Here is a 25,733-nt window from a genome sequence, read left to right as displayed (position 1 = left end):
CCGTGTTGCTGGTCTAGTCACTTTCCTGATGTCCGGTTTATTTGATGATTTTCCCAATGATGCGTCCGGCCGCTTTACCAAGTGTTCTCCGCGCAATCCGTTTATGAATTGTTCCGTTTTTAACAGCGGAAATGTCACCGAGAATCCGGGCGGTCGTGTACAGAACTGTACGGATTTTTGATATTTTCATGAATTCTCCTCCCTTTCTATTGAACTGACTCCACTTTCTGCTGGACAATTCCCTGCATGGTCGCCGTTCCTCTCGCACCTGGATTCAGAACGTTTTCTGTGGGCCAGTATACAATCTGAAATGATGAGCCATCTTCCAAATGAATCCGCAGAAATGCTCTCTTATCACTTTTAATCTCAGGATAAACCGCATCAAACCGACATATTCGAGCGCCAGGAACTGTTCCAGGAACACTGCTGTTTCTTCCGGTGCAAAGTCTGTAACATGACTGCCGTCAAATGGACTGGCCAGGCTCATTTTCGACACTTTACCTTCGATGTCATACAAGTTCACTGATAGTTGCTGCCTGCTGATTCTCCTGCACTTGGTACACTTTCCCGCCTGCCAGCACCCGGAAATCCGGATCGTACTCCGCAACTTCATAAATATCAGTACCTGTACTCAGAAAAGCGGCATCGCCATTTCTCAATTGATGGTCGGAACACGCATGACCATCCATGGAGTATTTCACTTCACCGATCCGTTCGCCCTGCTCTTCATTCCCATCGTTCAAGCCTTCAGCATCAGCTGCATAAGTGATACCATTCACCATGAGGACATCCATCCAGTCAATTACTGCATTCGGCGGGCAGGCAGCGGCATCAGGTCCCATGCCGATCTCTGAACACCCGACCAGCAGCCCAGCTGACAGAATCACCGGCAGAACATTTCCTTTTCGCATATCCGTTCCTCTTCTCCGCATTTCTGCTTAGTCCGGATCAACTCCATACAGCCTCAGCTGTTCATATAGGCATTGACTTCTTCATTATATTCTGCCCGCACGTCAGCAGACTCACCGTATTTTTCCGTCAATTCAGGTTCCAGCTTCTCCCAAATCACAGCACGTTCGTACAGGTCCCGCTGAAATTCATATTCCAATTCTTCCTGTGTCAGTCCCAGGGAATCTGCGATGGCTTTTTGCATGGCCATGTAAGATTCATCGTATGCCAAATCTGAATCGGGGTCGAGACTCGCAATCGGTCCTTTTGTGATAAATTCATCCACTTCAGTTTCAGTAATTGAAACGCCGTATTCTTCCTGTGCGTAACGCTTCCATGCTTCATTTTCAACCATTTCCTGCCTGGCGAACCGGATGGCTTCTTCATCCGAAAAGTCAGATGCGTAGAGAAGTTCATCATCTGCCAGCACCCGCAAAATCCATTTATTCAGCAAATCGTCTTCAGTCGCCAGTTCTTCGGCACGGGCTGCCGCTTCATCGAAAACCATCCGGTAATCTTCATACGTAAATGTCTCCAATTGCTTCTGCTGCTCTTCCATGCTTTTCATTTCCACTTCTACTGCCGCTTCTGTTTCCCCAGTTTCTTCACATCCTGCGAGGAGCATGCCAAGCAGTGCAATTAGCAGTATGTTCTTACCCAATTGCATTCCCACCTTCCAGATACTCATTGTTTTCCGTACTTTTTTGTTCAGAATATTTCGTCTCAATATTATCATAATATTTCTCGGAACTTTTTGGAAGGAGAATGGAAAAAAATAAAGCAGCTCCGAGGGGCTGCTTAGATCTGTGCAATATAATTAAGAACTTTTTTATTGAACACGAGTAAAGAAAGCCACATCATCGCAACACCCGCTGTCAGAAATCTTAGCGCATAGTGTGGGATATTCTCTTCAGGCACCCGGTCGTTCACTTCGAAAATGAAGAAGTGAATGCCGATTCCCTCACCATCCACATCAGTTCCCATTTGCTGCAATGCCAGTCCTTGCTTCAAAAGAAAATAGGCGATGAACAGACACAGTCCTGAACTGATCCATTTCAAGAGTTGCAAATGAGGAAACAACTCTTTCTGAAGCTGCCGGCCCACTTGCTTTTTCTGTCCGAAAGCGGAGATTGCCAGCTGTGCGGCTTGCTGTTCTGTTTTGCCCGCTTCCATGTATTCCGCTTTCAGCAACTGCAAATGGTCATGCATCTCTTCCGCGATTTCCGCTTTCTGTTCATCCCGGCAGACGACTTCCCGCATGATGCCGTCTACGTAGTTCTGAAATTGCTCGTCCATGGAATCCCCTCCGAGTTCATGCTGATCAGCTGATTCACCTTGTTCCATTCATTCAGCTTCTTTGCCAACTCTTGCTTGCCGGCAGCAGTGATACGGTAGTATTTGCGTCTCCCACCCGTTTCCGCATCTCCCCAGTATGACTCGATCCAGTCCTTTTTCTCCAGCCGTTTCAGCGCCGGATAAAGTGTGCCTTCACTCATCGTATACAGTTCCTGGCTTGATTCTTTCAAATTTTTTACGATTTCATAGCCATATGTGTCTTGCCGCGCAATGAGCGATAAAATCAAAATGTCCACACTGCCGCGCATCAGATCTTTATCCAATGGGATCACCCCTTGACTCCAAGGTAACATTCTATGCATCGTTGCACAAGGTATATTGAAGATAAAAAAACACTGCATATCTGCAGTGCCTCCATGATTGAGTTATCCCAACGGTGTTTCGCCGAAATGATGCCATAATAACGGAAACCTGGTCCGAAGCTCTTCTTCGTCATCTTCTGCCCAATCCAGTTCAATTTCGGGATTCAGCGCCAAATCACCCGTCAATTCGGTATACAATTCAAAGTACTGTTCATCATCTTGCCCGGTTTTCTCCTCATATGCCTGACCCGCAACATACAGTAGCCCTTCCAGTTCCGGCACCTCTCCAGCGGCTTCCATAGCTTTCAAAAACGGCAAAATCGATTCCGGATCCGCCACAGCTCTTTCGTATGCATGTTTCCCAAGGGAAATGAGCCATGCTCTGAAATAATCAAACGAATCATCGGAGCACCCGCCCATCGCAATGAATGCGGCAGCCCATAAATCAGATGTATAAGATTTGGCGTAATGCTGATTGAAGAGCCAGTCGAATCGGATGATGTCTTGAACCGGTCTTTTCCGCAACTTTCCAATCAGCCACTCCACTTGCTCTTCTGAATCGTCTGCTTCCATGCGTGACGTCTCGATCAGTTCCCAAAAGAGCGCATCATCCATTTCACTTTCTTTCCTAACGGAATTCGGGGTTTTCAGTCCGGTTTCACTGTATCCTTTTTTCATTTTCGATCGGATCAGTCTCTCCGCTTCACTCCGGCATGCCTCTTCTGACTCAAAATGCTTTACTTTCACTGTGCCGGCTGTGCCGATTTTTCCGTATGTCACGCTGTATTTCGTTCCAGTCACCTTTAGAAACCAGAATTTGTTCGAAGATCCGTTTTGGCAGATAAGCAGTCTCTCCATCGTTCTTCCCCTTTACTGTATTTCAGGCTATTTCGTCAACTGAGGTTCTTCAGGGCCTGTTTCACTGTTGCGTACGATTCCATCTTTTTCATATCGAGACCACTGTTCACAATCGATTGCGCCAAGTCCGGCCTGAGTCCGGCTACGATTACCCGGATACCCATAAGGCGCAGCGTATTGCCGATTTTGCCGAGCGCTGCCGCAATCTGTTCATCGATGGCATACACACCGGAATAGTCTGAAATCACATGTGTCACTCCCCGGTCCGCCAATTGCGGGACGATGTAATCCAATATGTAATCAGCCCGGTCCATATCAATTTTTCCGATGAGCGGCAAAATGACAATATCATCTTTCACCGGCACAATAGGAGCAGAAAGTTTTGCGAGTTCCTGCTGTGTCTCCCGCTGCAGCCGGTCTGAATACTCTTCAAACGCAAAGATGGTTTCGTTGAGACTGACATCCAGTATCCCGTCAATCTGTTTAATGACATGGGCCGTCTCCTGCTGGGAAAGACCGAGATCGATGCTGATCCGCGTCAGCAGGTCATTGAATGTACTTCTCGTCAGCGGGTACCGGATCACGATTTCTGAGACAGCACCGCCTGCAGCCACTTGTTTTGCTGCGTTCTTTTTACTCCAATCAATCACCGCCGCAGGCATTTCATCCCGCTCCGGCTTCAAAAGGGACTCCCCGAAAAAGCTAAGGAGTTGGACATACATATTAAACGTTGATTGCTGTTCATTTTCCGATATGTAAAACTGCATTTTCCGCATCACCGTTTCGACTACTTCTGCTGCCAATTGTTCCGCATGGGCACTCACATATTCAGCAAATCGGGAAAACGAGGACATGGCCATCCCACCTTTTATACTAATTGACTCCATTATACTCCAACACAAAAAAGCGGGCGGGGATTTTGCAAAAAAATCTATTAATTCCAATAATAATATTTTCCTGCATAATAAAAGAGCTGCCAGCTGGCAGCTCTCTGCATTATTATTGGGCGGTGTAGCCGCCATCGATCATTAAGGTAGTGCCTGTAACAAATTCGTTTTCGCTCAGGAAGATAATTGCATGGGCGATTTCATCAGGCTGGCCAAGACGGCCGACAGGGTGTCTGTCAACGAGCGCATCATAAAAATCACCGAGTGCTTCTTTGTTCACCATTCCGGACTCCACATAACCCGGCGCCACCGCATTCACCCGGATACCATTCGGTGCATACTGGAGTGCCAGGGATTTTGTCATCAGATTTACGGCACCTTTTGTTGCGTTATAAGCAAATGCGCCGCCTTCACCAACAGAACCGAGAATCGAGGAGGTATTGATGATGACACCGCCGTCACCTTGCTTCAGTATCTGTCTGATCGCGTGCTTGGCGCCAAAAAAGACACCATCTTGATTGATGGCAATGACCCGGTGGTAATCCTCATAACTCAATTCGTGAGTTTCACCCAGCGTGCCTACTCCGGCATTGTTCACCATGATATCCACCCGGCCGAATTGGTCTACGGTTTTAGCGATAAGCTGTTCCACTGACTCTTCTTTGGCAACATCGACTGCAATAAAGAGCACTTCTCCACTGTTTTTCAGCTGCTCAACGGCTTGCTGTCCGCCTTCTTCGTTGTAGTCCGCGATCACTACTTTCGCGCCTTTTTCCAAATACGATTTCGCTGCCGCCAGTCCGATCCCTGAAGCTCCGCCTGTTACAACTGCCACTTTTCCGTCCAAGTTCATGCTGTTTCCTCCTCGATTCCTATATTTACTTCCACCTTCATTATACCAAAATGCTTTTAGCTTATATAGAGAATCACAAGGTTTTGTGAATAATTTCACAAACTTTTGCAAGAAAATGAACTTACCTTCAGGTATATTATCCAATCAGAATTCCACTGCGATTAAATCGATTAATCCTTCCGGATACAGGACTAATTCGCCTGTCAGCAATTCTGCTTTTGGAATCCATTTTGCATGTGTCACACGGTCGCCTTCTGCTACAGCAAAAATTTCCTGCGCATAATGGCGCTCGTCCTCGAATTCAACGAGATACATTTGGGTGATTTCGTGTCCGATTTTCCCTTCAATCCGGTAGATATTTTCCATGCAGGAGAGATAGCGGCGTATACGTATTGATACGCCAAGCTCTTCAACAAATTCCCGCTTCAGTGTTTCTTCCGACCACTCGCCAAGCTCGATGGTGCCGCCAATCGGCCGGTAGAAATACCCATCCCCGTTTGAATGTTTCCCCTTCTGTTCTTCGAGCAGAAAAGAGCCGTCCCTGATGATCAATCCTAATGCGTTGGCACGCGGAACCATTTCCCCATTCCCTTCTCAACAGCCAGCTTGCTTTCTTAAGATTATTCATCGATCAGTTTAAGCAGCAAAAAGCCAGATAATACTTGCTTCCGTTTTTATCCACCGCTCATCTTTTAATTTCAATTATGTATTGTCTTACATTTCTCCCAAGTATTCCGCATAATGCAAAAACCCTTTTTTCTTTACTAAAAAGCTGACCAATTCACTTTCCGTCGCCTTTTCAATAGGCGGTTTCGTCAGCATATAGGCACGGGCATTCATTTGTTCAAATGCTGTCCTGTGATAATCATTATGATACGGGTCATCTTCAATATCGGTTGTAACTGCTATGACCGGATACCCCATAAAAAACACATGCGTTCGCAGTGCCAGTTCCGGCGTACAGTGAGTCACCACATAAATCATTAATAATGTCAGCAACACAAGCGTCCGCTTCCTCATTCCGTTCCTCCAGTTATTCAGCATACATTTCAATCGTAGCCATTAAAAAGTCCCTTTTTCACCGTCTCCAATTTTCGGCGGTCATTAATGCTTTTCCTGCGGGTTAATAATATCTTTGGCCATAATGACATTCGTGGTTTTATAGCCAAGCTTTTCATACAACGTACGTGCCGGCTGGTTGTGTCCGAATACATGCAGGCCGATTTTCTGAAGACCGAGCTTGCGGCCCTCCCCCTCAATAAGCTTCATCGTCTTTTCACCATGACCTTTACTTTGGTGCTGTTCCCGAATACAGATATCATAGATGAACCCTTCCCGGTCGGACTCCTTCTTCAGCCAGATCATACCGACCGGTTCTGCACCGTCCACGACGGTGTATAAATAATTATTTTTAGTGTCTGTACCTTTTGGCAGTAGCTCTGCATATTGCTGTTTTGATTGACCAAGCGCCTCTTCCTCTGTCCACGTTCCTGCCTGTGCATGATCATTTGCATAATTAACGACAGCAGATGATAAATACTGGTCGAATTCATCAGGGGTCATTTCCCTTAATGCAGTCATTGCATTTACCTCACTTTCAAAAAACTGGAATTCCTTTTCTAATAGTGGCCGCTAACCAAATTTTTGTCTCCTATAAAATTAGCATTAATTTCATTTTTTTAAGTTAAACAAAAAACAGCTCCGTCGAAGGGACAGAACTGTTTTTCCTTAATCAATTTCGTAATACACCTGATCAGAGATGAGGCCGCCCATCTTGTCGTAAAATGCCTGAGCCCGCACATTATCCCGGCCGGTCTCCCAGGACATATAGGCAAGATCGTTGACCCGGGTGTAGCTGACGCATGCCTGAAACAGCTTTTCCCCGACTTTTTTACCTCGGGCTTCCGCTGTGACAAACAAATCATTCATGATCGCCTGGCGCTTCAGCTGCAAGGTGCTGAATGAAAAGTACAAGGTCGCGAAACCAAGCAGCCGGCCATTTTCTTCTGCTACAAATTGAAGCCCAGTTGCCGGATTCGCCAGCAAATAACGGATATGCGCTTTCACTTCCTGTGCTTCCGGCTCCGCCTTTGCGTAAAAATCCACGATATACTGCTTCATTAAACCGTACAATTGCGTCGCATCTTCTTCCGTTGCCCGTCTGACGTTAACGTCCATTTTTTCTCCCCTTTTCCCATTCAGGTGCCAATATGCTATACAAAAAGGAATCCCGCCAGCCATCTGCCAGCAGCAAATGATCCGGTACCGTCCCTTCCCGCATCATGCCGATGTTTTCCAGCACTTTCTGCGACCCTGTATTCCGCACATCGCATGTCGCGGCTATCCGGTGCATTTTCAATTTCCGGAATCCGAATACCAACAGCTGTTCCGCAATCTCAGTGCCGATCCCCTGTCTCCAGAAAGCCGGATTCACCATATAGCCGATTTCTGCCGAACGGTGATTGAAGCTTTTGATGTTCAACTCACCGGCACCGATGAACTGCTCATCTCTTGCCGTCACTGCAAACGCATACCGGATACGCGGTTCTTCTTCCCGGTCGGTCAGCACCTGCCGGACGAATCCCCGTGAATCTTCTATCGTATTCGGTCCCCAAGGCTGATACCGGCATACTGCTTCCACAGATGCATAGTCATGGACGCCCCGCCAGTCACTGACCTTGAATTCACGCATGATCAGCCGCCCTCTTTTCATTTGCTTGATCACGCTTATCCCCTCCCTGATTAACTGCCATCCGATTCCTGTTGCCGCTTTCGGTATTTCGCCCGTGTGCGCCAATCCGGAAACCGGTCCGCTACGAAAAGAACCGTTCCGAAGATCAAACCGTACAGCAGCAGCTCCACGAACAGTTTTCCGACTGAAGCCGAATTTTCGAACATCCGGTAGTCAAAAAACTCGAATCGCAGAAATGTCAGCCGGCTGATGAGCAGCATCGCCAGTAACGCGGTCATATACTTTCCAAAACTCATATCCAGCTCTCCTTGCTTGATTTACTCATCAATCGTCTTTCGAAATCCGTAAAATGGCCGGTATCCCTGTGCCTCGTAGAATGTACGGGATGTACTGCTTGCCAGCAGTTCAATCCGTGTTTTCGGGTACAGCCGGTGCACATGCTGAAGCAAGGCGCTTCCAATTCCCCACCCTCTATGCGCTTCATCTATTAGCAATTCACAAATGTAGAGCGTTATGTAGCCATCTGTCATTCCCCGGATGCAGCCGTTGATGCGGCCATCTTGTTCTGTAACGAACGCGATATTCAAATGTTCCCAAGCGGCTCGCGTGTCGCTGTACCGCTCCACAAGTCCGTTCCAGCCTTCTGCTTCATTGAGCCGCTGGATACGCTCAAAATCCCGGTCTTCATAGGGACGCACAGTAATAGCCGCCCCGTTTCCCAGTTCCAACCCCATCTTTATCCCTCGATTCTTCTGTTACGGTCGCCGTTCCCACGGTTCAAGTGTTCCAATTACTGAAATTGGCGCGTTTGTCCGGATCGCTTCAATGACACCAGCAGAAATTTCATGATTCGTCAGCCAGCGTGACTGCCCCTCTTCAACAATAAACCCGAGCTGGATCCCATGGTAGCGGCACGTTGCCGGCACATCGACCGCTTTTCGGATATTTTCCTGATCCCAGCTGCTGCCGAGAACCTGGAAAAGCGACCATTTTTCTTCGGTCTCGTCAATTAAGCGGATGACAGCAGGCAAGGCATGCGGTGCATTGGAATGAACCCAGGCGACCACCAATGCAATCGGGCCATGCTGCCGGATCTGTTCTATAATGCCGGCGATGAGTTCCGCCGTGTTCGTATAATCAGCGAAGACCGGATGGACATCACCAGCCGTTCGCAGCGGTTGCATTTTATCGGGATTCCGGGCAACCACTGATACGTGATAGCCCTGTTCCGCCAGCCACCGGGTCACATCTGCCAGCATACCGGTCCCGCCGATTACCAATGCGTGATTCATAGAACCAACCCCTCTCAGACAAATTATAGCCCAAAAGAAAAAGCGCCGCAGACAGCGGCGCTTTTTTTGTTTCAGTTCATAACTCATCTTCCTGCTGCAGCGTCTGCAGCTCAAGTGAGTATTTCAAAAACGCGGTCTGATCCCGCGAATCCAAGGCAGTGTCAATTTTCGTCATCAAGTGTGCCTCCAGTTGAGAACGGTGCACGTGCTTCAGGAAGAGATCCAGGTAGATATCATTGAGCAGCTTCTCAGCTTCGCTCATTTTTTTCGATTGGCTCATGGCTTTCATGAAATCAGCATATGAATGATAGTTTTCCATCATGTCTCACCCCGAATGCTTTTCGTTAGTATACAGGAAAAAAACGGAGCTTGCAATAACTTTTTTGAAAATTCTAATGACATTGAAAATAAAACTTTTTTCCAGAAAACACCTTGTGCAGTTTCCAAATTTAGCTACAATAAATCTAGGACTATATTAGGAGGTGCTGCGTTGAGCAGACGGAAAAAGCTATCTCTGCACTACTTCATGTCAATCAATACTCTTATGCTGGAACCGTACATGGATGGACATCGGATCTTTACCCGCGTAATCGAGGACCGGAGTGAATTCATCGCCCAGGATTCCCCGTACGGCATCATTTCAAAGACTTGCGGCTTCTACGGCGGAAGTCTGAGGCAGGCAATCAGGTATTCTCAGGACGCCATCGGCATTCCGCATAAACCCCCGATTATCATCGGCCATGAGTACGGATCACCCTGTGTATTCTTCCCAATCAGTTCGCCGATGCGGAAAGACACAACTTGGTTTGCTTTTCACGGCATCACGTTCTTTGAAGCATCCGATGTTCCAGGAAGCAGTATTGTTCATCTTGCAAACGGCCTGGCAGTGCCTGTCGATGTATCCATCCAGAGCCTTACCCGGCAGTACGTCTATAGTTCGTTCCTGATAAAGTACTTCGAAGAAAGCCGGAAATCGCTCCGCCAGCAAATGTTCATCAGCGATCCTTCCTCCGTGCAGAGAAAATATTTCACAGATTAATCCAGTTTTTCCGTTTGGGAAAAGTAAACGCAAATCAGTTCTTCAACCCGATTGCGGATGCGCAAATTCAAGTAACGGCGGCGCTGTTCGTAGCCGCCGTGATGGAATATGTATTCAGTGAATGTATCATCACGCTTACCGCGCAGCACCTTCATCTGCCGCTTATGCAAATAAATCTTCGTTTCCCGCAATTCGGCATGAATATTCTTCATTGCCCTATCCACCATTTCAACGTATGGCCGCTTCAGTTTGAAGGGGCCTTTTTCAAATGCCTGCCGGTCGAGTGCCAGTACAGTGAGCACCATTGGCAAATAAATCATTTTTTCAAAGTGATGGAGATCTTGCTGTGCGATGACCGGCATTTCAGCACCTCCTTCTTTATCGGAACAAACGTTCTTAATTCATTCTACCCAAAAATCATATGATTGAAAACACTTTTTTAAAGGAGATTGATTGCATGATTCACGCAGTCCTGTTTGATTTGGATGGAACATTGCTGGACCGGGATGCATCAATCCGGTTGTTTATCGAAGCGCAGTATGACCGGCTGGCGGGTTGGGTCGGCCATATTCCAAAGAAGTTATATACCGAACGCTTCATCACGCTTGATGCACACGGCTACGTCTGGAAAGATAAAGTTTACCGGACGCTCATCTCGGAATTTGAAATCACCGGGATTTCCGCAGACGAACTTCTTGCAGATTATGTGACGAATTTTAGAGAGTATTGCGTGCCATTCACCGGTCTGGAGAAAATGCTCGGCAAGCTGCAGCACATGAATGTCCGGCTCGGTATGATTACCAATGGCCGCACGGCATTCCAGCTTGGCAACATCCGGGCGCTTGGCATTGAAGAAGTGTTTGATGTCCTTTTGGTTTCTGAACAGGAAGGCTTGAAAAAACCGGATCCGCGGATTTTTCAGAAGGCGCTGCGCATGCTGGATGTATCCCCTGAAGCCAGCTGTTTCGTCGGTGACCATCCGCTGAATGATGTGCTGGCGGCTCAGGCCGTCGGTATGAAGGGCATATGGAAGGAAAATGATCAGTGGCATGAGGGTTCAGCTGACTTTGTGATCAAGAATTTAGAAGAACTGTCCGGTATGATCGAACGGCTGAAGGAGAAATGCGATTGCTGATCGAATCATCTGGGAAGACAGAAGGATTGCAGAGGCTTGATGTACCGGCTGCCGATGGTTCATCTGAAACATCAAATCATCTCATAAAAATCAGCAGGCAGAAGCTGCCGTCCGCTGCTCCTCTTGCGTTTCAGGAAATCGAATCGCCGGATGTGACATACTGCATGCTGGAAAATCTGGAAGCCGGAAGACGCAATAAGTCCTGCCATCAGCAGTACATATTGACTGCGTTAAAATAAGGGAAACACTGAACGCGGATCAGGATCAGGCATCTCTGAACGCGGGTTAGTCTCTCTTTCTGTCCTTTTCCTAACTCTAAAAGCCGCCGAGTTCCCCCGGCGGCTTTTCAATTCAGTTTTACCTATTTATTTATGCTCGTCTCCGGAAAAGAAATCCTTCACTTTTTTTATCGCCTGATCAACGATATCGTGCTGCACAGCCGGTTCATCTGTCTGAAACTGCTCTTCCGGAAGCGCAAACTGAAAATCTTCCGCGTAAGGCGCCGGCCGGTTCATCAGCCAGGCGGTGATTTGCTCACTCGCAGTTTCGCGCGCCTGTTCAGGAGTTTTAGTGCCTGAAACGATTTCATGCACCATATTCAGCGCCAGTACATTCGATGCTTCGTTATCACAGCAGGCAGAGACTTCACCCATTGTCTGTGCAATGATGACACTTTTATCAAACAGCCCCACTTCTCCGACTTTATCAGCCGGCACCGGGTAATTGATCACTTGTTCAAGCACATCGGCATGCGGCACAGGAAAGTCATGCGGCACTTCATCACGATGTACGACTGTCCGCTTCCATGGTGCATTATTGAACCAGATGAGCCGGCTGGGTGTCATTTCGTTCGGCGGGCCGTAGAAACGCATCGTTGTTTCTGCAGCTTGTTTTGCTGTAGCTGGCCACCCCTCGATAAGCCGCTCCACTTCTTCCGGGTTCTGCAATTCGGCAGGCGGCTGGGTTTGACTGCCAGAAGCGGCATGCAGCCTGGAGTTGCTCGACATTGCCACGGATGCAATTTTCAATCGCTCACCTGCACTGTAGCGCCCTGCAGCAGATTTTGCCTGTTCATTTGCCATGATTATTCTCCTCTCCGAGTTCTGCAAAAAATCCTTCTGCTGAATAAATACGAACTTCTTGCGTCGCTTGTACTCTCATTTCCCTATAACGCGATGCAGTAATCTACAATCAAGAAGGAAAGCGGAAGATGAACCGGTGACCGATTGGAAAAGAAACAAGATCAGCACTGCGCGGGGCGCATTTGAAGTGTTCAGCAAAGATTCAGGAGCGCCTGTATGCGTCATCCACCATTATACGAAATTTAATGAAACCGGTGACCAATTCGCCGATGTGTTTGCGGATAAACATCAGGTGATCACAGTGAATCTCCGGAAAGCGAGCCAGTCGGAAAAGGCACAAGAACCTTATGAGCTCAGTATGCTGGAACCGGATTTCAGCACCTGTACTCGTAATGTGCGGCCGGCATGATGTCCAGGATCCTCTGGAATACTCCATCGAAACAGCAGACGGGATTCCCGGAGCCGAACTTGTCATATTTGAAGAAATCAGCCATTCCCCCTTTCCCGAAGAGGCACATAAATTCAAGACGGCCCTGATTCAGTATTTATAAAAGGCGCGAAGCGGATCGTTCTGCGCTTCAGTCGATCGTCCGGAATGTCCATAATGAACCCAGCAGCACAACAGCGGATACCCAGATATACGGCTCATGCTCAAACCAGATGCCAACCGACAGACCGATAAATGACAGCAAGCCGAAGCAACCGGCAAATGTACGGGTCTGGAGTGTCCGCTTCCACTCGCGGTCCGTTTCATCCCGCCGCTGCAGGTAATGGCGGAACCGATCGGGCTCTTCCAGGAAGCCTGCAAGCTTCTGCGGCAGCGCACGTGCCGGATCCGTCGCATTCAGCAGCCAGCGCAAGACGTCTTCCCTGCCGAACACGCGGCCGCCCGTTTCCTGACTCTTCGCCCACTCGAGCACACGGGGGCGAGCCAGACCGAGCAGGTCAACTTCCGGGTCAAGTACGTACAGCACACCGACGAATGTGGAAGCAGCCCGGCCGAAAAAGGCAAATTCCGCAGGCAGCTGAACCGGCTGTGTCAGCACCAGTTCCTGCAAATCTTCAAGTAATTGCTGTAGCATCAGGCTATCCATCTGGAACAGTTCTGAGGACTCATACATTTTCACCGTCCGGTTGATCGCATCTTTCAGAAGGCTGCGATTGGCATGGGGCAGCAAAAAGCCCAGTTCTTCGAGCGCATCAAGCACCTGATCATAGTTCTTGAAAATGACGCCTTCTGCGATGCGCAGGCCAGCCTGTGCATCGGCTTTTGTGATGGTGCCGGTCATCCCGAAATCGATCAACGTAATCGTTCCGTCAGCTGTCAGCAAAATATTTCCGCCATGTGGATCCGCATGAAATTGACCACCGTTCAGCACCTGTTCAAGAAACAGCAGAAACAGCCGCTCTGCAAGCTCTTTCCGCTCAAGGTCATGTTTCTCGATAAATGACAGATCCGTGATTCTCGAACCTTCGATCCACTCCATGACGAGCACTCGTTTTGTCGACAGTTCCTCATAATAGCTCGGAATCCGGACGCCAGGAAATGTCCCGAAGCGATCGGAGAAGGAGCGGCCGCTTTTCAGTTCTTCCAGAAAATCCAGTTCATTGCCGATTGTCCGGATCATCTCGCCATAAAGTGCCGGCAGATCCGCTTTCTTATCAAGCGGCGTGAACTTCCTGAAAAACCACATGATGAATGCAAACGCCTGAAAATCCGCGTGAATAATCCGCTCTGTTCCCGGCCGCTGCACTTTAATCGCCACTTCTGTTCCATCTTTTAAAATGCCTTTGTATACCTCACCGATTGAAGCGGAAGCAACCACTTCATCGGACAGCGTCTGCAGGTACTGAGTATATGGGGCATTCCATTCCGTCTCAATAACGCTGACAATTTTGCCGCGGGATACGGATGGCACCCGGTCTGTCAGCCCTTCAAGCTCTGCCAGAAAGGTCGGCGGCATAATATCCGCCCGGGTCGACAGGAATTGGCCCACTTTAATAAGCAATCCGCCCAGCTGCTGAGCCGCTTTTTTATATTCCTTCGCCTGCTTTGTCACAAGCTGATTCCATTTATTCACCGTGAGCGGGTCCCAAGTGCCCTGGTGCCGTTTCCGGAACAGCATGATCTGCAGATAGAACTTCAGTGCCAGCCAAACAATGCGGTAAATCCGGTATGCTGCCATTCTGTTCACGCCGCCACCTCCTTTTGGCTCTATTATATAGACAGTTGGCGCTTGCGTCCAAAAGTGGTATGTTTGATACGGATGGACTTGAACTTGGGGGGATGGAAATGGAAACAATCCGCTATGAACAGCGGGGCCACCTGGCGTTTATTACGCTGGACCGGCCGGACGCCATGAATGCATTCAATTATGAAATGCTGGCGGAACTCAGTCAGGTGACTGAGTCGATTCGCATTAATCCGGATATCCGGATTGTCGTATTCACAGGGGCAGGCGAAAAAGCATTCAGCGTCGGTGCTGATTTGAAGGAACGGAAAACACTGAATGAACAGCAGGTAAAGCGCAATATTTACAAAATCGGCGAAGTGTTCACGACCATTGAGAACTTGCCGCAGCCGACAATCGCCATGATGAATGGCTATGCATTCGGCGGCGGAATGGAACTGGCACTTGCTTGTGATTTCCGGATTCTTGCGGAAGAAGCACTCATCGGGCTGACCGAGACCAGTCTCGCTATCATCCCGGGAGCGGGCGGCACACAGCGTCTGCCCAGATTAATCGGAGAAGCGAAGGCAATGGAACTTATCCTGACGGCAAAACGACTGACAGCGCAAGAAGCACTCGACTACGGAGTCGTTACGCAGATTGCGCCGCTTGAGAGACTTGCAGAGACAACCGGTGAATTCGCCGACCTCATGCTGTCGAACGGCCCGATCGCTGTCCAGCAAGCAAAATTTGCCATTAAAAACGGCATGAATGCCGATTTGCAGACCGGCCTCCACATTGAACGGAAGTCGTATGAAATCACGATTCCGACTGAAGATCGGGTTGAAGCACTTATCGCGTTCGGTGAAAAACGCAAACCGGAATTTAAAGGCAAGTGAAAAAGCCGCCATGTGCGGCTTTTTCTTTTTGCACTCAACTTCTCGATGTCACTCAATTTGAAAACGGCCCGCTTCCGCAGGCCGCTTCATCTTATTCTTGATTCAAATGTTTTTCCATCCAGCCGACGATTTCTTCAAGCCGCACATAACGCAAATTCGGCTTCCCCGTCCGAGACAAATTATGGCTCGATTCCGGGAATCGGACGAACTCAGTTTCTTTTTTCATATGCTTTAATGTGATGAATAGCTGTTCCGCCTGCTCAATCGGACAGCGGTAATCGTTTTCTCCGTGCAGGATCAACAGTGGTGTTTCTACATTCTCTGCGTATTTCAGCGGCGAGATTTCCCATAGTTTATCCGGTTCACGCATATCTGTGAAGTGCTGCCATTCGCTGAAGTAATAACCGATATCGGATACGCCGAAAAAGCTGATCCAGTTCGAGATGGACCGCTGCGTCACCGCAGCCTTGAAGCGATTTGTATGCCCTACGATCCAGTTGGTCATGAATCCGCCATAGCTGCCGCCTGTCACACCAAGCCTTTTTTCATCTATCCAATCGTTTTCTGCAAGCACAGTATCCAACGCACGCATGATATCCCGGTAGTCACCGCCGCCATAATCTCCACGCACCGCATCCACAAAGATCTGGCTGTAGCTGTGACTGCCGCGCGGATTGATATACAGGACTCCGAAGCCGCGGGCTGCAAGCAGCTGCATTTCATGGAAAAACGTATTGGCATAAAAAGCATGCGGTCCGCCGTGGATATTGACGACGAGCGGAAACTTCTGTCCTTCCTCATAACCGTATGGCTTCATGAGCCAGCCGTTCACATCAAATTCATCGGAACTGAACGACAGTTCTTCCGGTGCGATCAGTTCTGTTTCTTCCAGGTAAGCGCTATTGAATGCCGTCAAGGCTTTCCGCTCTCCTGAAGCAATGTCAAGAATATAAAGCTCTCCCGGGTTGACCGGATTGCTCGCTGCAATTACTGCCCGTTCTCCGTCGAACGTAACGGCATAACCATAAATATGCTCTCCTTCACCGGATGCCGGATAAATGGCTCCATCGAGTGAGGCGAAATACAGGCGGACATCGCCCATCACCGACACTTGGAAGTACAAATCATTATTTTGTGTCCAGACGATTCCCGGCGCACTGGCTCCCTGCTGGATATCCGCAACGACGTAATCCCCCACCGGTGCATCGAGCGATTCAGTCAGCGTTTGCCGGCTACCGTCTGCGATATTGTATACATATACTTCCGCATGCGTCGCATTCTCGTACCCTCGGGTATTGCCGACAAATGCGATCCGCTGATCATCCTTTGAAAATGCAGCGTCATTGAACGAACCTTCTTCTTCCAGGATCTTCGTTTCTTCCTGAGAATGTACATCATACAGAAAAAGTGATGTCCGGAAAATGAAATCGAGATTTTCTTCCCGTGTCACTGCATAGACAAGCTGATTGCCATCGTGGGATACGGTCTGCAGCAGGTAATTGAAATTACCGGCTGTCACTTGCTGGACGCTACCTGTTTCAAGGTCAGCGATGCCGATGTGCTGGTGTACATCCTGCTGCAGCAGCCCGGCGCCGTCCATCTTATACTTCATCTTCGTCACGCGCACCGGCTCGGGCTTTTCCTTTTCCTTTTCTTTCTTTTCTTCTTTATCCGTAAATGTTCCGCCATCTTTCACATTCGCACCGAACCAGATTTTTTTGCCGGATGGTGCCCAGCAGAATGTTTCCACTCCTCTTTCAAAAGAAGTGATGGCGTGCGCTTCCCCGCCGGCTGTCTGAAGAACATACAATTGCTTCGACTCCGTTCGGTCGGACAGAAAGGCAATCTGTTTTCCATCGGCCGACCAACGGGGCTGCGATACCCGCTCTTTCCCGAATGTCCATTGGGTCAGTTTTTCCGTTTCCAGATCAGCATGCCAAAGCTGGGCCCGGTATGTATTCTCTTCTTCGTCCATCACCGTTTTAATGAATACCGCTTGGCGCCCATCCGGCGACAGCTGCGGATCCGTCACTGATGCCAGTTTCGCCAAATCATGGATGTCTACTGCTTTTTTCACTGGTGTTCCTCCCTTTACTTCGAATTCCGTAATACATACTACTATAGCTGAGCAGCTGGAAATTTTCAAACTTTGCTGAAAAAACCGCCCTTCCGTGTGAAGGGCGGTCCATCAATTATTTAACACCTGCTTTATCTTTCAGTGCCCGGCGCAAAATTTTACCGGTCGTATTTTTTGGAAGTTCATCAATGATTTCGAATTGCTTCGGCACTTTATATTTAGCCAGATGCTTACGTGTATAGGCGAATAAATCCTCTTCGGTCAGTGTCTGATCTTTCAACACAACATATGCGACCACTTTCTCGCCAAAATCTGTATCCGGCAGACCAAGCACTGCCGCTTCTACAATACCTGGATGGTCATACAGCACTTCTTCCACTTCGCGCGGGTACACGTTATAACCGCCGACAATGATCATATCTTTTTTACGGTCCACGATATAGAAATAACCTTCTTCGTCCACTCGGGCAAGATCCCCTGTGTACAGCCAACCGTCACGGATTGCAGCATTCGTCTCTTCGGGCATATTATAATAACCTTTCATGACATTCGGGCCGCGGACGATGAGTTCTCCAACTTCTCCCGGGGATACTTCATCTCCCAGTTCATTGACGACTTTATTTTCCACATTGAGGATGGACTGACCGATCGAGCCGGCCTTTCGTTCACGGTCCAGCGGATTGAAGCATGTCACTGGTGAAGCTTCAGATAATCCGTATCCTTCTGATATCCGCACTTTGAATTTTTCTTCGAAGTTATGAAGAAGTGCAACCGGCAGTGAAGCGCCTCCCGAGATAGCCAGGCGGATCGTTTCAAAGTCCTCAGTCTTACCCTCAGGGAACTGATACAGGAAATTGTACATCGTCGGAACACCGGCGAACACGGTCGCTTTTTGGGAACGGATAATATCAAACACATCGCCGGGACTGAATTTCGGTACAAGTAAAATTTCAGCACCCTTTAACAAGGGGGCATTCACGACGACAGTCAGCGCAAACACATGGAATACCGGAAGCGTGGCAACCACCCGGTCATCCGTTGCAATGTGCAGATAATCGCCCACGTCCCGTGCATTGGAGTACAGATTGCCGTGTGTGAGCATGGCTCCTTTCGGCTTACCTGTCGTACCGGATGTATAGAGAATCACAGCAGTATCATCCATATCCACTGCCGCTGGTTCTATGCCGCCGGAAGTTCCGCTCAGAAGAGCTGAAAACGCGTATGTTTTCTGAGCCACTTCAGCAGGAAGCGCTTTCAGTTTATCGCCGGTTGCAGGATCGGTTTCACAAATTATATATGCCTCTACATCTGGCAATGCAGCATGGGCTTTTTCAACAAGCGGCAGCAGGAGATCCAGGGCAATAACAGCTTTTGCTTCACTGTTTTTGACGATATAGGCAATCTCATCCGGTGTATAAATCGGATTGATCGGCACAGCAGTAGCACCAAGCCGCATGGTTGCATATAAAGCGATAAGAAAATGTGGTGTGTTACCAAGAAGAAAAGCGACATGATCGCCTTTTTTTACGCCGCGTTTTTCAAGTGCTGAAGCGAACCGGGCAACTGTCTGCTCAAATTCACCGTATGATGTTTCTTTCCCCTGAAAAAAATAAGCGATTTTTTGTGGCTGTTCTTCTGCAATTTCGCGGACCCGTGTCACTAGATTCATGCTCATCCCTCTTTCTATTGAATGAATACTCATTCATTATTATCGTTTTCATTATAGAATAAATGTTCAGACAAAACAACAGGCACTGAAAAATTTACGGTGCCTGTAAATGGACCAAGTATCGCCAGCGGATCAAATAAAAATAAAGAATCTGCAGAACTGTAAACGCAGCGAGAACAAGTGTCATCTCAAGAAAAATGGAAGAAGCGGCAAATTCATCCCACACTGTCTGCAAGGTGATAAACGCAAACACACTGTGAATCAGTGCAAGTGTCCATGGCAGAAAAAACTGCGGAACCAGCTGCCGGTTGACAATTTTAACAAGCTCTTTTTCTGTCATGCCCAGCCGGATTAGCAGTGCGTATTGTTTCCGGTCACGCTCCAATCCGGTATATAGCTTAAAGTAAATGAAACTGCCTGCTGCAAGCAGAAAAACAGCAGCGACGAGTACCCCGATGAACAGCAGGAGTGCAAATGACGATTTAAACCAACGGTAATTGAATCCCGGATTCTCAAAATAATAGCTCAGCGAGGCAGAATGCTGTATCTCACCGAGTTCCTGCATCTTTTCAAGCAGTACTTCACCGACTCCGGCCGTCTCTGTCCATTGATTCACATTGAATGCGTAATAGGTCAGTGCTACCGCTTTTTGCTGTCCTTCCGGCGGCTCATCCACTGCCAAATAATCAAAGTCCGACAGCACTAGTGCGGTGGGGCTGAGTGTATGTGCCGGAAACAGTAAATTCGGGTATGCCGCCTGCATCTGCACGGTGACTCCGCTTTCCGTTAAATTGACTGCAGTCCCGTCGGTCAGGTGCTGTTGTATATCTTCTGCTCCGGCCAGCAGCACACTTTCGCCCTTTGCCAGTTCAACAGCAGGAAATCCAAGTGTCCGGGCCAGCGCATTGAATTCGGATTCCTTCAGTAAATCCACTGTGCTCCCCGTCTGTTCGATGGTCTGTCTTTTGATTGTCAATGGCACCAGTTGATAGCCGAGCTGTTCTTCTGCAAGTTCCTGTTCAAGATAAGCAATATGCGTTTCCGCCACTTTTTCGTTCCCATATGACATATACAGCAGGCCAAGCGGATTCAGCTGCCGGAAATCTCCCGTATAGGACATAAAGGAGGCCAGCGTTCCGACTGTCAGAAAAGCAACTGTGGAAACAATGGTTACCAGAAAGAACATATGAGCGCTTTCCTTCAGTTTAACGGCGGATTCTGCAATTGAAATCAGACGGGTCCGGTGCCAGTAAGCAGTCTTGCGATTTTGGTACAAGGCTAAAATCCAGTGGACTGTATGGGTGAAAAACAGATAAGTGCCGACAGTGGCAAGCGGCACGATAACCATTGTCATAATAGAGACGGAACCATCCTGGACAACAGAAGCAAGAATGTACGACATACCCAACAACACAATCCCGCCTACTGCCAGAGGCGATGAATAGCTGCCTGCTCTTCTGCCATTCCAGTCACCGCGCAATAGATCCGTTATTTCGCGCGTGCGGATAAAAAACATGCTGATTATGGAAATAAGCACAAATAAGCTGAAGAACGAGAGGAAAGTCAGTGCAAACGGTTTCCATGACACATAGAGCGGCAGATTGTCCATCGCCATCAATTCCCGGCCGATCATGAGAAAAAACTTGGAAAACGCAAAACCGAATAATGTGCCTGCAAGTATTGACACAGAACCGATAATCATTGTTTCCAGAAATATCAGCCGGCCTAATTGGCCTTTCGTCATCCCCAATTGCATGAGCAGGCCGAATTCCTTGGACCGCGCCTGCAGAAACGCCCCCATTGAATACAGCAGAAAAAACAGCGTGAACACATACAGCACAAGCTCTGCGATGAACATGCCGCGAACAGCCAGCTGTTCCAGTCCCTGTCCATTGAACAGCGGATGGAAGATGAAAATCGAATACACGAAAAACACCATGACTGAAAAGACGCTCGCAAGGAAAAAGGCGGCATAGCTCCGCCTGCTTCTCAGCACATTACGAAAGGCGAATTGCTGAAAGGTCATTGACATTGCCTCCAAGCAGCGACAGTACGTTCAGCACACGCTGATAAAATGTCTGCCGCCGGTCATCCCGGTAGATCTCATTGAAAAATTCGCCATCTTTGATGAACAGCACCCGGTCACAATAGCTGGCAGTCACGGGGTCATGGGTCACCATGATAATGGTGGCCCCCCGTTCCCTGCTTGCGCCTGACAGCAATTCAAGTACATCCCGGGAAGCTTTGGAATCCAGGTTGCCGGTTGGTTCATCCGCCAGAATAAGGGAAGGTTCATGAATCAGTGCGCGGCCGATCGCCGTCCGCTGCGCTTCCCCGCCTGAGATTTCATTCGGCCGCTTATGGAGAATACCGGTCAGGTTCAATTTGCCTGCCACTTCCAGTACCCGTTTGGCCATGCGGTCAACCGGCACATTATCGAGCGTCAGCGGCAGCACCAGATTTTCTTCCACCGTCAGCATCTCCAGTAATCCGAAATCCTGGAATACAAATCCAAGTTCTCTCCGTCGGAACAATGCCAATTCATTTTTCGACAGCTGATGCGGATTGGTTGGACCGATCTGCACACTTCCGCCCGTCAAGGAATCGACCGTTGAAATGACATTGAGAAGAGTGGTTTTTCCGCTTCCTGACGGGCCCATGATTGCCAGAAACTCTCCGTGTTCCACTTCGAAGCTCAGTTGATTGAGCGCCCGGTGAGTCACTTTTCCTTCATATACTTTTGTCACGTCTTCAATTTTTAGAAGCGCCATATGTTTCACTCCTTGCTTGCCTGCTCCTGCTGATGAAACAACACAGAAATTGCTGTCCCTTCACCCGGAGATGAACTGATATCAAGCTGATGTCCAAGTTTTTTACATACTTCATCTGCCAAGTACAGCCCCATGCCTGTTGATTCACCTGTTTTTCGGCCGTTTTCTCCTGTAAAAAAAGGCCGGCGGATCCGCGCCAGATCTGAAGCTGGAATGCCGATCCCCTCGTCTTTCACTGTCAGCAGGATATCCCCCTCCCTGCAGTTGGCAGTGACGAATACTTTCCGTTCAGGTTCGAATGTATACTTAACCGCATTTGTCAAAAATTGGCCGATCGTGAATTTCATCCATTTGCGGTCCGTTGTTACGATGAAATCCGCCGGCACATCAATCACCGGATACACCCGCTTTGAAATAAACAGCCGCTTGTTTTCTGATATGGTCTCCTGTACAAGCGCCTGGAGCTGGACTTGGTCAATCTGCATATCTTCTTCAAATGTTTCTATCCTCGCGTTCATCAGGACAGTTTCCAGGCCGGCTTTCATCCGGTCCAGCTCTTCCCGCATGCTGCGTTTATCGAGCTCGCCCTCTTCCTGCAGCAGCATTTCCAGAACAGCCAGCGGCGTTTTCATCTGGTGCACCCATTGATTCATAAAGCGGATTTGTCGGCTCTGGGTGGCATACAGCGCCTGCACTTCATCTTGATATAGCTTGTACAGATCGTGTAAATATCGCTCAGCCTCCAGAAATTCCGGTGTTTTCGCATTTCGCTCCAGTGCTTTTTCCATTGTATCCGGTTTATGAAGCACCCGTTTGTAGAAAGTGTATCGCCGGACGAACTTTGCCAGCAGAAATGTGGCAATCAGAACAGTGCTGATGATGAAAACATAACTGAATGTATCGGCGCGGCGGAATCCATCCAGCCAGAACAGGAGCAGGATGAACACAACAAGGAGAAATTCGAAAATGATAAAAGCTGCATGTTCCCGAAAAAACAGCCGGATCATTACACTTCCCTCTCATCCAGCGCAAAGCGGTACCCGGCCCCGCGTACTGTTTCAATCGTGGACTGGACATCATAATCCATCAGCTTTTTGCGTACGCGTGTCATATTGACATTCAGCGTATTCTCATCAACAAACGCCTGATCATCCCATAGTTCCTCCAGCAACTGTTCACGTGACACCACTTTCGGATGTTGCTTCATCAGCAACTCAAGAATCGCGCATTCTTTCTTCTGAAGCGGGATTACACGAGAAGCCGCATGGAGTTCCATCCGTTCCAGGTATAATGTCAATTTCCCGACCTGTACAGCCCGTTCCTCCTGCTTGGGTGCATACTCGCCATATGCCCGTCGCAAATAGCTTCTTATCTTCGCAAGGACGATTTCGTAATGGAAAGGTTTCGTAATGAAATCATCGCCGCCATTCTCCAGTGCAAATACTTGGTCCATATCACCGGACCTGGCGGAAATGAACAGAATCGGGCATGTGGTTTCCTGCCGAAGCTGCCGGCACCAGTAATAGCCGTCATAGGACGGAAGATTGATATCCAGTAATATAAGATGCGGCTGGAATGCTGCAGCTTCTCCCAGGATTTCATCAAAATCCTTTGCCGCTTTCACTTCGTAATGGTATTTGCGCAGTGTCGCTGCCAACAGGTCAGCGATTTTAGGGTCATCTTCCACTATAAAAATACGGTGTGCCACTATGCCCTCTCCTCCTTTCCTGCTGCCCTTATTGTAGCAAAAGAGCCTGCATTTCTGCAGGCTCTTCAGAAAATCTTAATAAATCAGGTTCACGAATTCCTCTTTCGTAATGCCGCCAAGAAGCGCTGGAATATCCAGCCCCTCCAATGCATCCGATAAGGCCGCACGTTCATACTTTGTACCGGCCAGTGCCTGTTCCACTTCACCGATATCCCCAAGTCCGAAAAAGTCGCCATAAATATGCGCTTCTTTCACTGTTCCATTTTCCACCTGCAGCCGGACATCAATACCGCCGACCGGGAAGCGGTTGGAATGACGGACATTGAATTTTGGGGATTTGCCGAAATTCCAATCCCAATTGCCATAGCGCTCTTCTGATAACTTGCGAATATTATCCCAATCTTCATCAGACAGCTCCCAGTACTTTACATTCGCTTCTCCTTCAAAAATGGAATGCAGAATATACTTGCGGAACTCTTCGATTGTCAGCGGTTTCTCCAGAAACTCTGAAATATTCGCGACCCGGCTTCTGACCGATTTAATTCCCTTGGACTCGATTTTATCCTTACTTACTTTCAGGGCATTCACGACTTCCCCGATTTCAGTATCCAGCATCAATGTGCCATGACTGAACATACGGCCCTGCGTCGAGAACTGTGCATTTCCTGAAATTTTACGCCCTTCCACCACTAAGTCGTTACGGCCGGACAATTCCGCGTTTACTCCTAATGATTGCAGCGCATCGACGATCGGACCGGTGAATTTCCGGAAATTGCGGAAACTGTCGCCATCGTCTTTCGTGATGAAGCTGTAATTGAGATTGCCGAGATCATGATAGACGGCACCGCCGCCGGATAACCTGCGAACGATGTGGATACCGTTCGCATCCACGTATTCTGTATTGATCTCTTCTACTGTATTTTGATTCTTTCCGATAATGATCGATGGTCCATTGATATAGAACAGAAAATAGGAATCTTTCTCTACGTCCCCTTTTCTGAGCACATACTCTTCGATCGCCAGGTTAATACGGGGATCTGTTATACCTTTATTGTCAACAAAATACACAGTATCACTTCCTTTGCTTATAGTTCCATTCTTTATTTTAACGGAAATACGAAATAGTTGCATACTTTGGGTTGACATCGAGCAACTGTTATAATACAATTCATTTAATCAACACAGTGCTAATACAAAGGAGTGGATCAAACATGGAAAACGTCATCGAATTTTTCAAAAACCTGCCTCCTAAACAATGTGCATCCTGTGGCCAAGCGATCGAAGAACAGCATGAATGCTACGGCAATGAATGCGATTCATGCAATAAAGTATAAGCCTATAACCAGACACTGACAGCCGGAACCGTAACAGGGTTTCGGTTTTTTGTATGTGTTGACTTTTATATATAAAAAACCGGACCAATTTCTGGTCCGGTTTCTCTTATGCAGCTGGAATCACCAAGTAATAGATGCTCGCCATGAAAATGAATGCCAGCGCCACTGCAATATAAGCTTTTTTTGCATCGAATTTTTCAACAATCATAATGATTTTCACACTGATGAGATACATCCAAACGAGACTGATCACCAGCAGTACCAAGTACAATGGATTTTCAAGACCTGTTCCGCTCAGAAAAGGTACACCGAGCATGCCCGGAATCAGAATGACCGGAACTGCCAGACTGATCTGCCGAAGCAGTCCCTTGCCTCCAAGTCCCTTCGCACTCGCCCACAGCAAAAGAGAGAACCCTACCTTGGTCAGCCAGGCAGTCAATATGCCAAATACAATAAAAATGAACGGGACCAGAACATTCTGAAGCAGCTGCGAGTCAAAACTTTCCACGTAAGCAGCATTGGACATAATGGATATTGCCCCATATCCGATGCCCGCTGCAATCAGAATGATACGGCTGATTCGTTTCGTGTTCGATGCGCTAAGGAATGCCTGAAAAGACTGTTCATCTAGTGCTACCATTCTCCCGACCATTTTGATCC

The 25,733-nt window shown here is 48.2% G+C and carries 35 protein-coding genes; 6 read left to right on the top strand and 29 right to left on the bottom strand.

Translation table 11 applies throughout. From position 1 onward, the window contains the following. Positions 1–37: 37 nt before the first annotated feature. The 18 genes from B0X71_RS21205 to B0X71_RS05380 all read right to left on the bottom strand — a co-directional run bounded on the left by B0X71_RS21205 (position 38) and on the right by B0X71_RS05380 (position 9,507). Positions 38–190 carry a hypothetical protein gene (locus B0X71_RS21205; RefSeq protein WP_198038690.1) on the bottom strand — a complete coding sequence of 51 codons (153 nt, stop codon included), beginning with the start codon at positions 188–190 and terminating at the stop codon, positions 38–40. Positions 191–274: 84 nt separating this feature from the next. Further along, positions 275–523 (bottom strand): hypothetical protein, encoded by a 249-nt coding sequence (locus B0X71_RS05460; RefSeq protein ID WP_156889798.1) that lies wholly within the window; start codon positions 521–523, stop codon positions 275–277. Continuing rightward, positions 510–911 (bottom strand): hypothetical protein, encoded by a 402-nt coding sequence (locus B0X71_RS05455; RefSeq protein WP_077588481.1) that lies wholly within the window; start codon positions 909–911, stop codon positions 510–512. The genes B0X71_RS05460 and B0X71_RS05455 overlap by 14 nt, the downstream gene beginning before the upstream one ends. Before the next feature lie 53 nt (positions 912–964). Continuing rightward, a complete protein-coding gene (locus tag B0X71_RS05450) occupies positions 965–1,609 on the bottom strand; it encodes a hypothetical protein (protein ID WP_077588480.1) in 645 nt (214 codons plus the stop codon). Positions 1,610–1,746: 137 nt separating this feature from the next. Beyond that, positions 1,747–2,244 (bottom strand): permease prefix domain 1-containing protein, encoded by a 498-nt coding sequence (locus tag B0X71_RS05445; protein ID WP_077588479.1) that lies wholly within the window; start codon positions 2,242–2,244, stop codon positions 1,747–1,749. Continuing rightward, entirely contained in the window at positions 2,217–2,567 is a 351-nt protein-coding gene (locus tag B0X71_RS05440; protein ID WP_077588478.1) for a PadR family transcriptional regulator, read from the bottom strand. Before B0X71_RS05440 ends, B0X71_RS05445 begins: the two co-directional genes overlap by 28 nt. Positions 2,568–2,669: 102 nt before the next feature. Further along, entirely contained in the window at positions 2,670–3,464 is a 795-nt protein-coding gene (locus B0X71_RS05435; protein ID WP_077588477.1) for a DUF4240 domain-containing protein, read from the bottom strand. A 35-nt stretch (positions 3,465–3,499) separates the two neighbouring features. Further along, positions 3,500–4,318: an STAS domain-containing protein gene (locus tag B0X71_RS05430; RefSeq protein WP_077588476.1), complete on the bottom strand. Its 819-nt coding sequence runs from the start codon at positions 4,316–4,318 to the stop codon at positions 3,500–3,502. A 145-nt stretch (positions 4,319–4,463) separates the two neighbouring features. Beyond that, positions 4,464–5,204, bottom strand: a complete 741-nt coding sequence (locus B0X71_RS05425) for an SDR family NAD(P)-dependent oxidoreductase (RefSeq protein ID WP_077588475.1) — start codon at positions 5,202–5,204, stop codon at positions 4,464–4,466. A 144-nt stretch (positions 5,205–5,348) separates the two neighbouring features. Then, on the bottom strand, positions 5,349–5,783 hold the full coding sequence (locus tag B0X71_RS05420) for an NUDIX hydrolase (RefSeq protein WP_077588474.1): 435 nt from the start codon (positions 5,781–5,783) through the stop codon (positions 5,349–5,351). Between the two features lie 135 nt (positions 5,784–5,918). Beyond that, a complete protein-coding gene (locus B0X71_RS05415; RefSeq protein ID WP_077588473.1) occupies positions 5,919–6,224 on the bottom strand; it encodes a hypothetical protein in 306 nt (101 codons plus the stop codon). A gap of 84 nt (positions 6,225–6,308) precedes the next feature. Continuing rightward, positions 6,309–6,785 (bottom strand): GNAT family N-acetyltransferase, encoded by a 477-nt coding sequence (locus B0X71_RS05410; RefSeq protein ID WP_077588472.1) that lies wholly within the window; start codon positions 6,783–6,785, stop codon positions 6,309–6,311. A gap of 147 nt (positions 6,786–6,932) precedes the next feature. Then, entirely contained in the window at positions 6,933–7,382 is a 450-nt protein-coding gene (locus B0X71_RS05405) for a GNAT family N-acetyltransferase (protein WP_077588471.1), read from the bottom strand. Then, on the bottom strand, positions 7,372–7,929 hold the full coding sequence (locus B0X71_RS05400) for a GNAT family N-acetyltransferase (protein WP_232336792.1): 558 nt from the start codon (positions 7,927–7,929) through the stop codon (positions 7,372–7,374). Before B0X71_RS05400 ends, B0X71_RS05405 begins: the two co-directional genes overlap by 11 nt. 17 nt (positions 7,930–7,946) lie before the next feature. Continuing rightward, positions 7,947–8,192, bottom strand: a complete 246-nt coding sequence (locus B0X71_RS05395) for a hypothetical protein (protein WP_077588470.1) — start codon at positions 8,190–8,192, stop codon at positions 7,947–7,949. A 21-nt stretch (positions 8,193–8,213) separates the two neighbouring features. Further along, the gene (locus tag B0X71_RS05390) at positions 8,214–8,630 is read right to left on the bottom strand and encodes a GNAT family N-acetyltransferase (protein WP_077588469.1); all 417 of its coding nucleotides are present in this window, start codon (positions 8,628–8,630) and stop codon (positions 8,214–8,216) included. 21 nt (positions 8,631–8,651) lie between these two features. Continuing rightward, a complete protein-coding gene (locus B0X71_RS05385; protein WP_077588468.1) occupies positions 8,652–9,188 on the bottom strand; it encodes a short-chain dehydrogenase in 537 nt (178 codons plus the stop codon). 76 nt (positions 9,189–9,264) lie between these two features. After that, entirely contained in the window at positions 9,265–9,507 is a 243-nt protein-coding gene (locus tag B0X71_RS05380; RefSeq protein WP_077588467.1) for an IDEAL domain-containing protein, read from the bottom strand. Between the two features lie 171 nt (positions 9,508–9,678). Between B0X71_RS05380 and B0X71_RS05375 the strand changes: the two genes are divergently transcribed. Continuing rightward, a complete protein-coding gene (locus B0X71_RS05375) occupies positions 9,679–10,227 on the top strand; it encodes a competence protein ComK (RefSeq protein WP_198038689.1) in 549 nt (182 codons plus the stop codon). Here the strand turns inward: B0X71_RS05375 and B0X71_RS05370 are convergent. Beyond that, positions 10,224–10,589, bottom strand: a complete 366-nt coding sequence (locus tag B0X71_RS05370; protein ID WP_077588465.1) for a YhjD family protein — start codon at positions 10,587–10,589, stop codon at positions 10,224–10,226. The two genes, B0X71_RS05375 and B0X71_RS05370, sit on opposite strands and share 4 nt — an antisense overlap. Positions 10,590–10,684: 95 nt before the next feature. Between B0X71_RS05370 and B0X71_RS05365 the strand changes: the two genes are divergently transcribed. Together B0X71_RS05365 and B0X71_RS05360 are read left to right on the top strand one after the other, a co-directional pair. Continuing rightward, positions 10,685–11,362, top strand: a complete 678-nt coding sequence (locus B0X71_RS05365) for an HAD family hydrolase (RefSeq protein WP_077588464.1) — start codon at positions 10,685–10,687, stop codon at positions 11,360–11,362. Further along, complete coding sequence (locus B0X71_RS05360) at positions 11,356–11,601, top strand: hypothetical protein (protein ID WP_077588463.1); 246 nt, start codon at positions 11,356–11,358, stop codon at positions 11,599–11,601. Before B0X71_RS05365 ends, B0X71_RS05360 begins: the two co-directional genes overlap by 7 nt. Before the next feature lie 126 nt (positions 11,602–11,727). On the opposite strand, the gene B0X71_RS05355 is transcribed toward B0X71_RS05360, so the two are convergent. Then, complete coding sequence (locus B0X71_RS05355) at positions 11,728–12,444, bottom strand: hypothetical protein (protein ID WP_077588462.1); 717 nt, start codon at positions 12,442–12,444, stop codon at positions 11,728–11,730. A gap of 136 nt (positions 12,445–12,580) precedes the next feature. Here B0X71_RS05355 and B0X71_RS05350 point away from each other — a divergent pair, with 136 nt between their 5' ends. Then, entirely contained in the window at positions 12,581–12,853 is a 273-nt protein-coding gene (locus B0X71_RS05350) for a hypothetical protein (RefSeq protein WP_408634114.1), read from the top strand. 169 nt (positions 12,854–13,022) lie between these two features. On the opposite strand, the gene B0X71_RS05345 is transcribed toward B0X71_RS05350, so the two are convergent. Beyond that, a complete protein-coding gene (locus B0X71_RS05345) occupies positions 13,023–14,630 on the bottom strand; it encodes an ABC1 kinase family protein (RefSeq protein ID WP_232336836.1) in 1,608 nt (535 codons plus the stop codon). A 107-nt stretch (positions 14,631–14,737) separates the two neighbouring features. Between B0X71_RS05345 and B0X71_RS05340 the strand changes: the two genes are divergently transcribed. Then, a complete protein-coding gene (locus B0X71_RS05340) occupies positions 14,738–15,514 on the top strand; it encodes an enoyl-CoA hydratase-related protein (RefSeq protein WP_077590904.1) in 777 nt (258 codons plus the stop codon). A 91-nt stretch (positions 15,515–15,605) separates the two neighbouring features. On the opposite strand, the gene B0X71_RS05335 is transcribed toward B0X71_RS05340, so the two are convergent. The 7 genes from B0X71_RS05335 to B0X71_RS05305 all read right to left on the bottom strand — a co-directional run bounded on the left by B0X71_RS05335 (position 15,606) and on the right by B0X71_RS05305 (position 24,807). Next, positions 15,606–17,591, bottom strand: coding sequence for a S9 family peptidase (locus B0X71_RS05335; RefSeq protein WP_156889797.1), 1,986 nt, complete (start codon positions 17,589–17,591; stop codon positions 15,606–15,608). A gap of 115 nt (positions 17,592–17,706) precedes the next feature. Continuing rightward, complete coding sequence (locus tag B0X71_RS05330; RefSeq protein WP_077588460.1) at positions 17,707–19,260, bottom strand: fatty acid--CoA ligase family protein; 1,554 nt, start codon at positions 19,258–19,260, stop codon at positions 17,707–17,709. A 94-nt stretch (positions 19,261–19,354) separates the two neighbouring features. Then, positions 19,355–21,286 carry an FtsX-like permease family protein gene (locus tag B0X71_RS05325; RefSeq protein ID WP_077588459.1) on the bottom strand — a complete coding sequence of 644 codons (1,932 nt, stop codon included), beginning with the start codon at positions 21,284–21,286 and terminating at the stop codon, positions 19,355–19,357. Continuing rightward, positions 21,258–22,031: an ABC transporter ATP-binding protein gene (locus B0X71_RS05320; RefSeq protein WP_077588458.1), complete on the bottom strand. Its 774-nt coding sequence runs from the start codon at positions 22,029–22,031 to the stop codon at positions 21,258–21,260. The genes B0X71_RS05325 and B0X71_RS05320 overlap by 29 nt, the downstream gene beginning before the upstream one ends. A 5-nt stretch (positions 22,032–22,036) precedes the next feature. Next, a complete protein-coding gene (locus B0X71_RS05315) occupies positions 22,037–23,038 on the bottom strand; it encodes a sensor histidine kinase (RefSeq protein ID WP_077588457.1) in 1,002 nt (333 codons plus the stop codon). Further along, positions 23,038–23,742: a response regulator transcription factor gene (locus B0X71_RS05310; protein ID WP_077588456.1), complete on the bottom strand. Its 705-nt coding sequence runs from the start codon at positions 23,740–23,742 to the stop codon at positions 23,038–23,040. Before B0X71_RS05310 ends, B0X71_RS05315 begins: the two co-directional genes overlap by 1 nt. Positions 23,743–23,814: 72 nt before the next feature. Beyond that, entirely contained in the window at positions 23,815–24,807 is a 993-nt protein-coding gene (locus B0X71_RS05305) for a lipoate--protein ligase (protein WP_077588455.1), read from the bottom strand. A gap of 143 nt (positions 24,808–24,950) precedes the next feature. Between B0X71_RS05305 and yhfH the strand changes: the two genes are divergently transcribed. After that, entirely contained in the window at positions 24,951–25,073 is a 123-nt protein-coding gene (gene yhfH / locus B0X71_RS05300; protein WP_077588454.1) for a protein YhfH, read from the top strand. 106 nt (positions 25,074–25,179) lie between these two features. Here yhfH and B0X71_RS05295 read toward each other — a convergent pair whose 3' ends face one another. After that, positions 25,180–25,725, bottom strand: a complete 546-nt coding sequence (locus tag B0X71_RS05295) for a hypothetical protein (RefSeq protein WP_077588453.1) — start codon at positions 25,723–25,725, stop codon at positions 25,180–25,182. Positions 25,726–25,733 lie beyond the last annotated feature (8 nt).

This window comes from Planococcus lenghuensis, assembly GCF_001999905.1.
Classification (GTDB): Bacteria; Bacillota; Bacilli; order Bacillales_A; family Planococcaceae; genus Indiicoccus; species Indiicoccus lenghuensis.
The sequence above is the reverse complement of the archived record's forward strand: the minus strand, read 5'-3'. Positions and strand labels throughout refer to the sequence as shown.

Coding starts and splice junctions, on each gene's coding strand:
- B0X71_RS05345 (WP_232336836.1), bottom strand. CDS start 14,630: ATGGCAGCATACCGGATTTACCGCATTGTTTGGCTGGCACTGAAGTTC.
- B0X71_RS05425 (WP_077588475.1), bottom strand. CDS start 5,204: ATGAACTTGGACGGAAAAGTGGCAGTTGTAACAGGCGGAGCTTCAGGG.
- B0X71_RS05405 (WP_077588471.1), bottom strand. CDS start 7,382: ATGGACGTTAACGTCAGACGGGCAACGGAAGAAGATGCGACGCAATTG.
- B0X71_RS05420 (WP_077588474.1), bottom strand. CDS start 5,783: ATGGTTCCGCGTGCCAACGCATTAGGATTGATCATCAGGGACGGCTCT.
- B0X71_RS05410 (WP_077588472.1), bottom strand. CDS start 6,785: ATGACTGCATTAAGGGAAATGACCCCTGATGAATTCGACCAGTATTTA.
- yhfH (WP_077588454.1), top strand. CDS start 24,951: ATGGAAAACGTCATCGAATTTTTCAAAAACCTGCCTCCTAAACAATGT.
- B0X71_RS05365 (WP_077588464.1), top strand. CDS start 10,685: ATGATTCACGCAGTCCTGTTTGATTTGGATGGAACATTGCTGGACCGG.
- B0X71_RS05370 (WP_077588465.1), bottom strand. CDS start 10,589: ATGCCGGTCATCGCACAGCAAGATCTCCATCACTTTGAAAAAATGATT.
- B0X71_RS05415 (WP_077588473.1), bottom strand. CDS start 6,224: ATGAGGAAGCGGACGCTTGTGTTGCTGACATTATTAATGATTTATGTG.
- B0X71_RS05435 (WP_077588477.1), bottom strand. CDS start 3,464: ATGGAGAGACTGCTTATCTGCCAAAACGGATCTTCGAACAAATTCTGG.
- B0X71_RS05315 (WP_077588457.1), bottom strand. CDS start 23,038: ATGATCCGGCTGTTTTTTCGGGAACATGCAGCTTTTATCATTTTCGAA.
- B0X71_RS05390 (WP_077588469.1), bottom strand. CDS start 8,630: ATGGGGTTGGAACTGGGAAACGGGGCGGCTATTACTGTGCGTCCCTAT.
- B0X71_RS05295 (WP_077588453.1), bottom strand. CDS start 25,725: ATGGTCGGGAGAATGGTAGCACTAGATGAACAGTCTTTTCAGGCATTC.
- B0X71_RS05330 (WP_077588460.1), bottom strand. CDS start 19,260: ATGAATCTAGTGACACGGGTCCGCGAAATTGCAGAAGAACAGCCACAA.
- B0X71_RS21205 (WP_198038690.1), bottom strand. CDS start 190: ATGAAAATATCAAAAATCCGTACAGTTCTGTACACGACCGCCCGGATT.
- B0X71_RS05340 (WP_077590904.1), top strand. CDS start 14,738: ATGGAAACAATCCGCTATGAACAGCGGGGCCACCTGGCGTTTATTACG.
- B0X71_RS05380 (WP_077588467.1), bottom strand. CDS start 9,507: ATGGAAAACTATCATTCATATGCTGATTTCATGAAAGCCATGAGCCAA.
- B0X71_RS05355 (WP_077588462.1), bottom strand. CDS start 12,444: ATGGCAAATGAACAGGCAAAATCTGCTGCAGGGCGCTACAGTGCAGGT.
- B0X71_RS05455 (WP_077588481.1), bottom strand. CDS start 911: ATGCGAAAAGGAAATGTTCTGCCGGTGATTCTGTCAGCTGGGCTGCTG.
- B0X71_RS05445 (WP_077588479.1), bottom strand. CDS start 2,244: ATGGACGAGCAATTTCAGAACTACGTAGACGGCATCATGCGGGAAGTC.
- B0X71_RS05395 (WP_077588470.1), bottom strand. CDS start 8,192: ATGAGTTTTGGAAAGTATATGACCGCGTTACTGGCGATGCTGCTCATC.
- B0X71_RS05385 (WP_077588468.1), bottom strand. CDS start 9,188: ATGAATCACGCATTGGTAATCGGCGGGACCGGTATGCTGGCAGATGTG.
- B0X71_RS05325 (WP_077588459.1), bottom strand. CDS start 21,286: ATGACCTTTCAGCAATTCGCCTTTCGTAATGTGCTGAGAAGCAGGCGG.
- B0X71_RS05430 (WP_077588476.1), bottom strand. CDS start 4,318: ATGTCCTCGTTTTCCCGATTTGCTGAATATGTGAGTGCCCATGCGGAA.
- B0X71_RS05320 (WP_077588458.1), bottom strand. CDS start 22,031: ATGGCGCTTCTAAAAATTGAAGACGTGACAAAAGTATATGAAGGAAAA.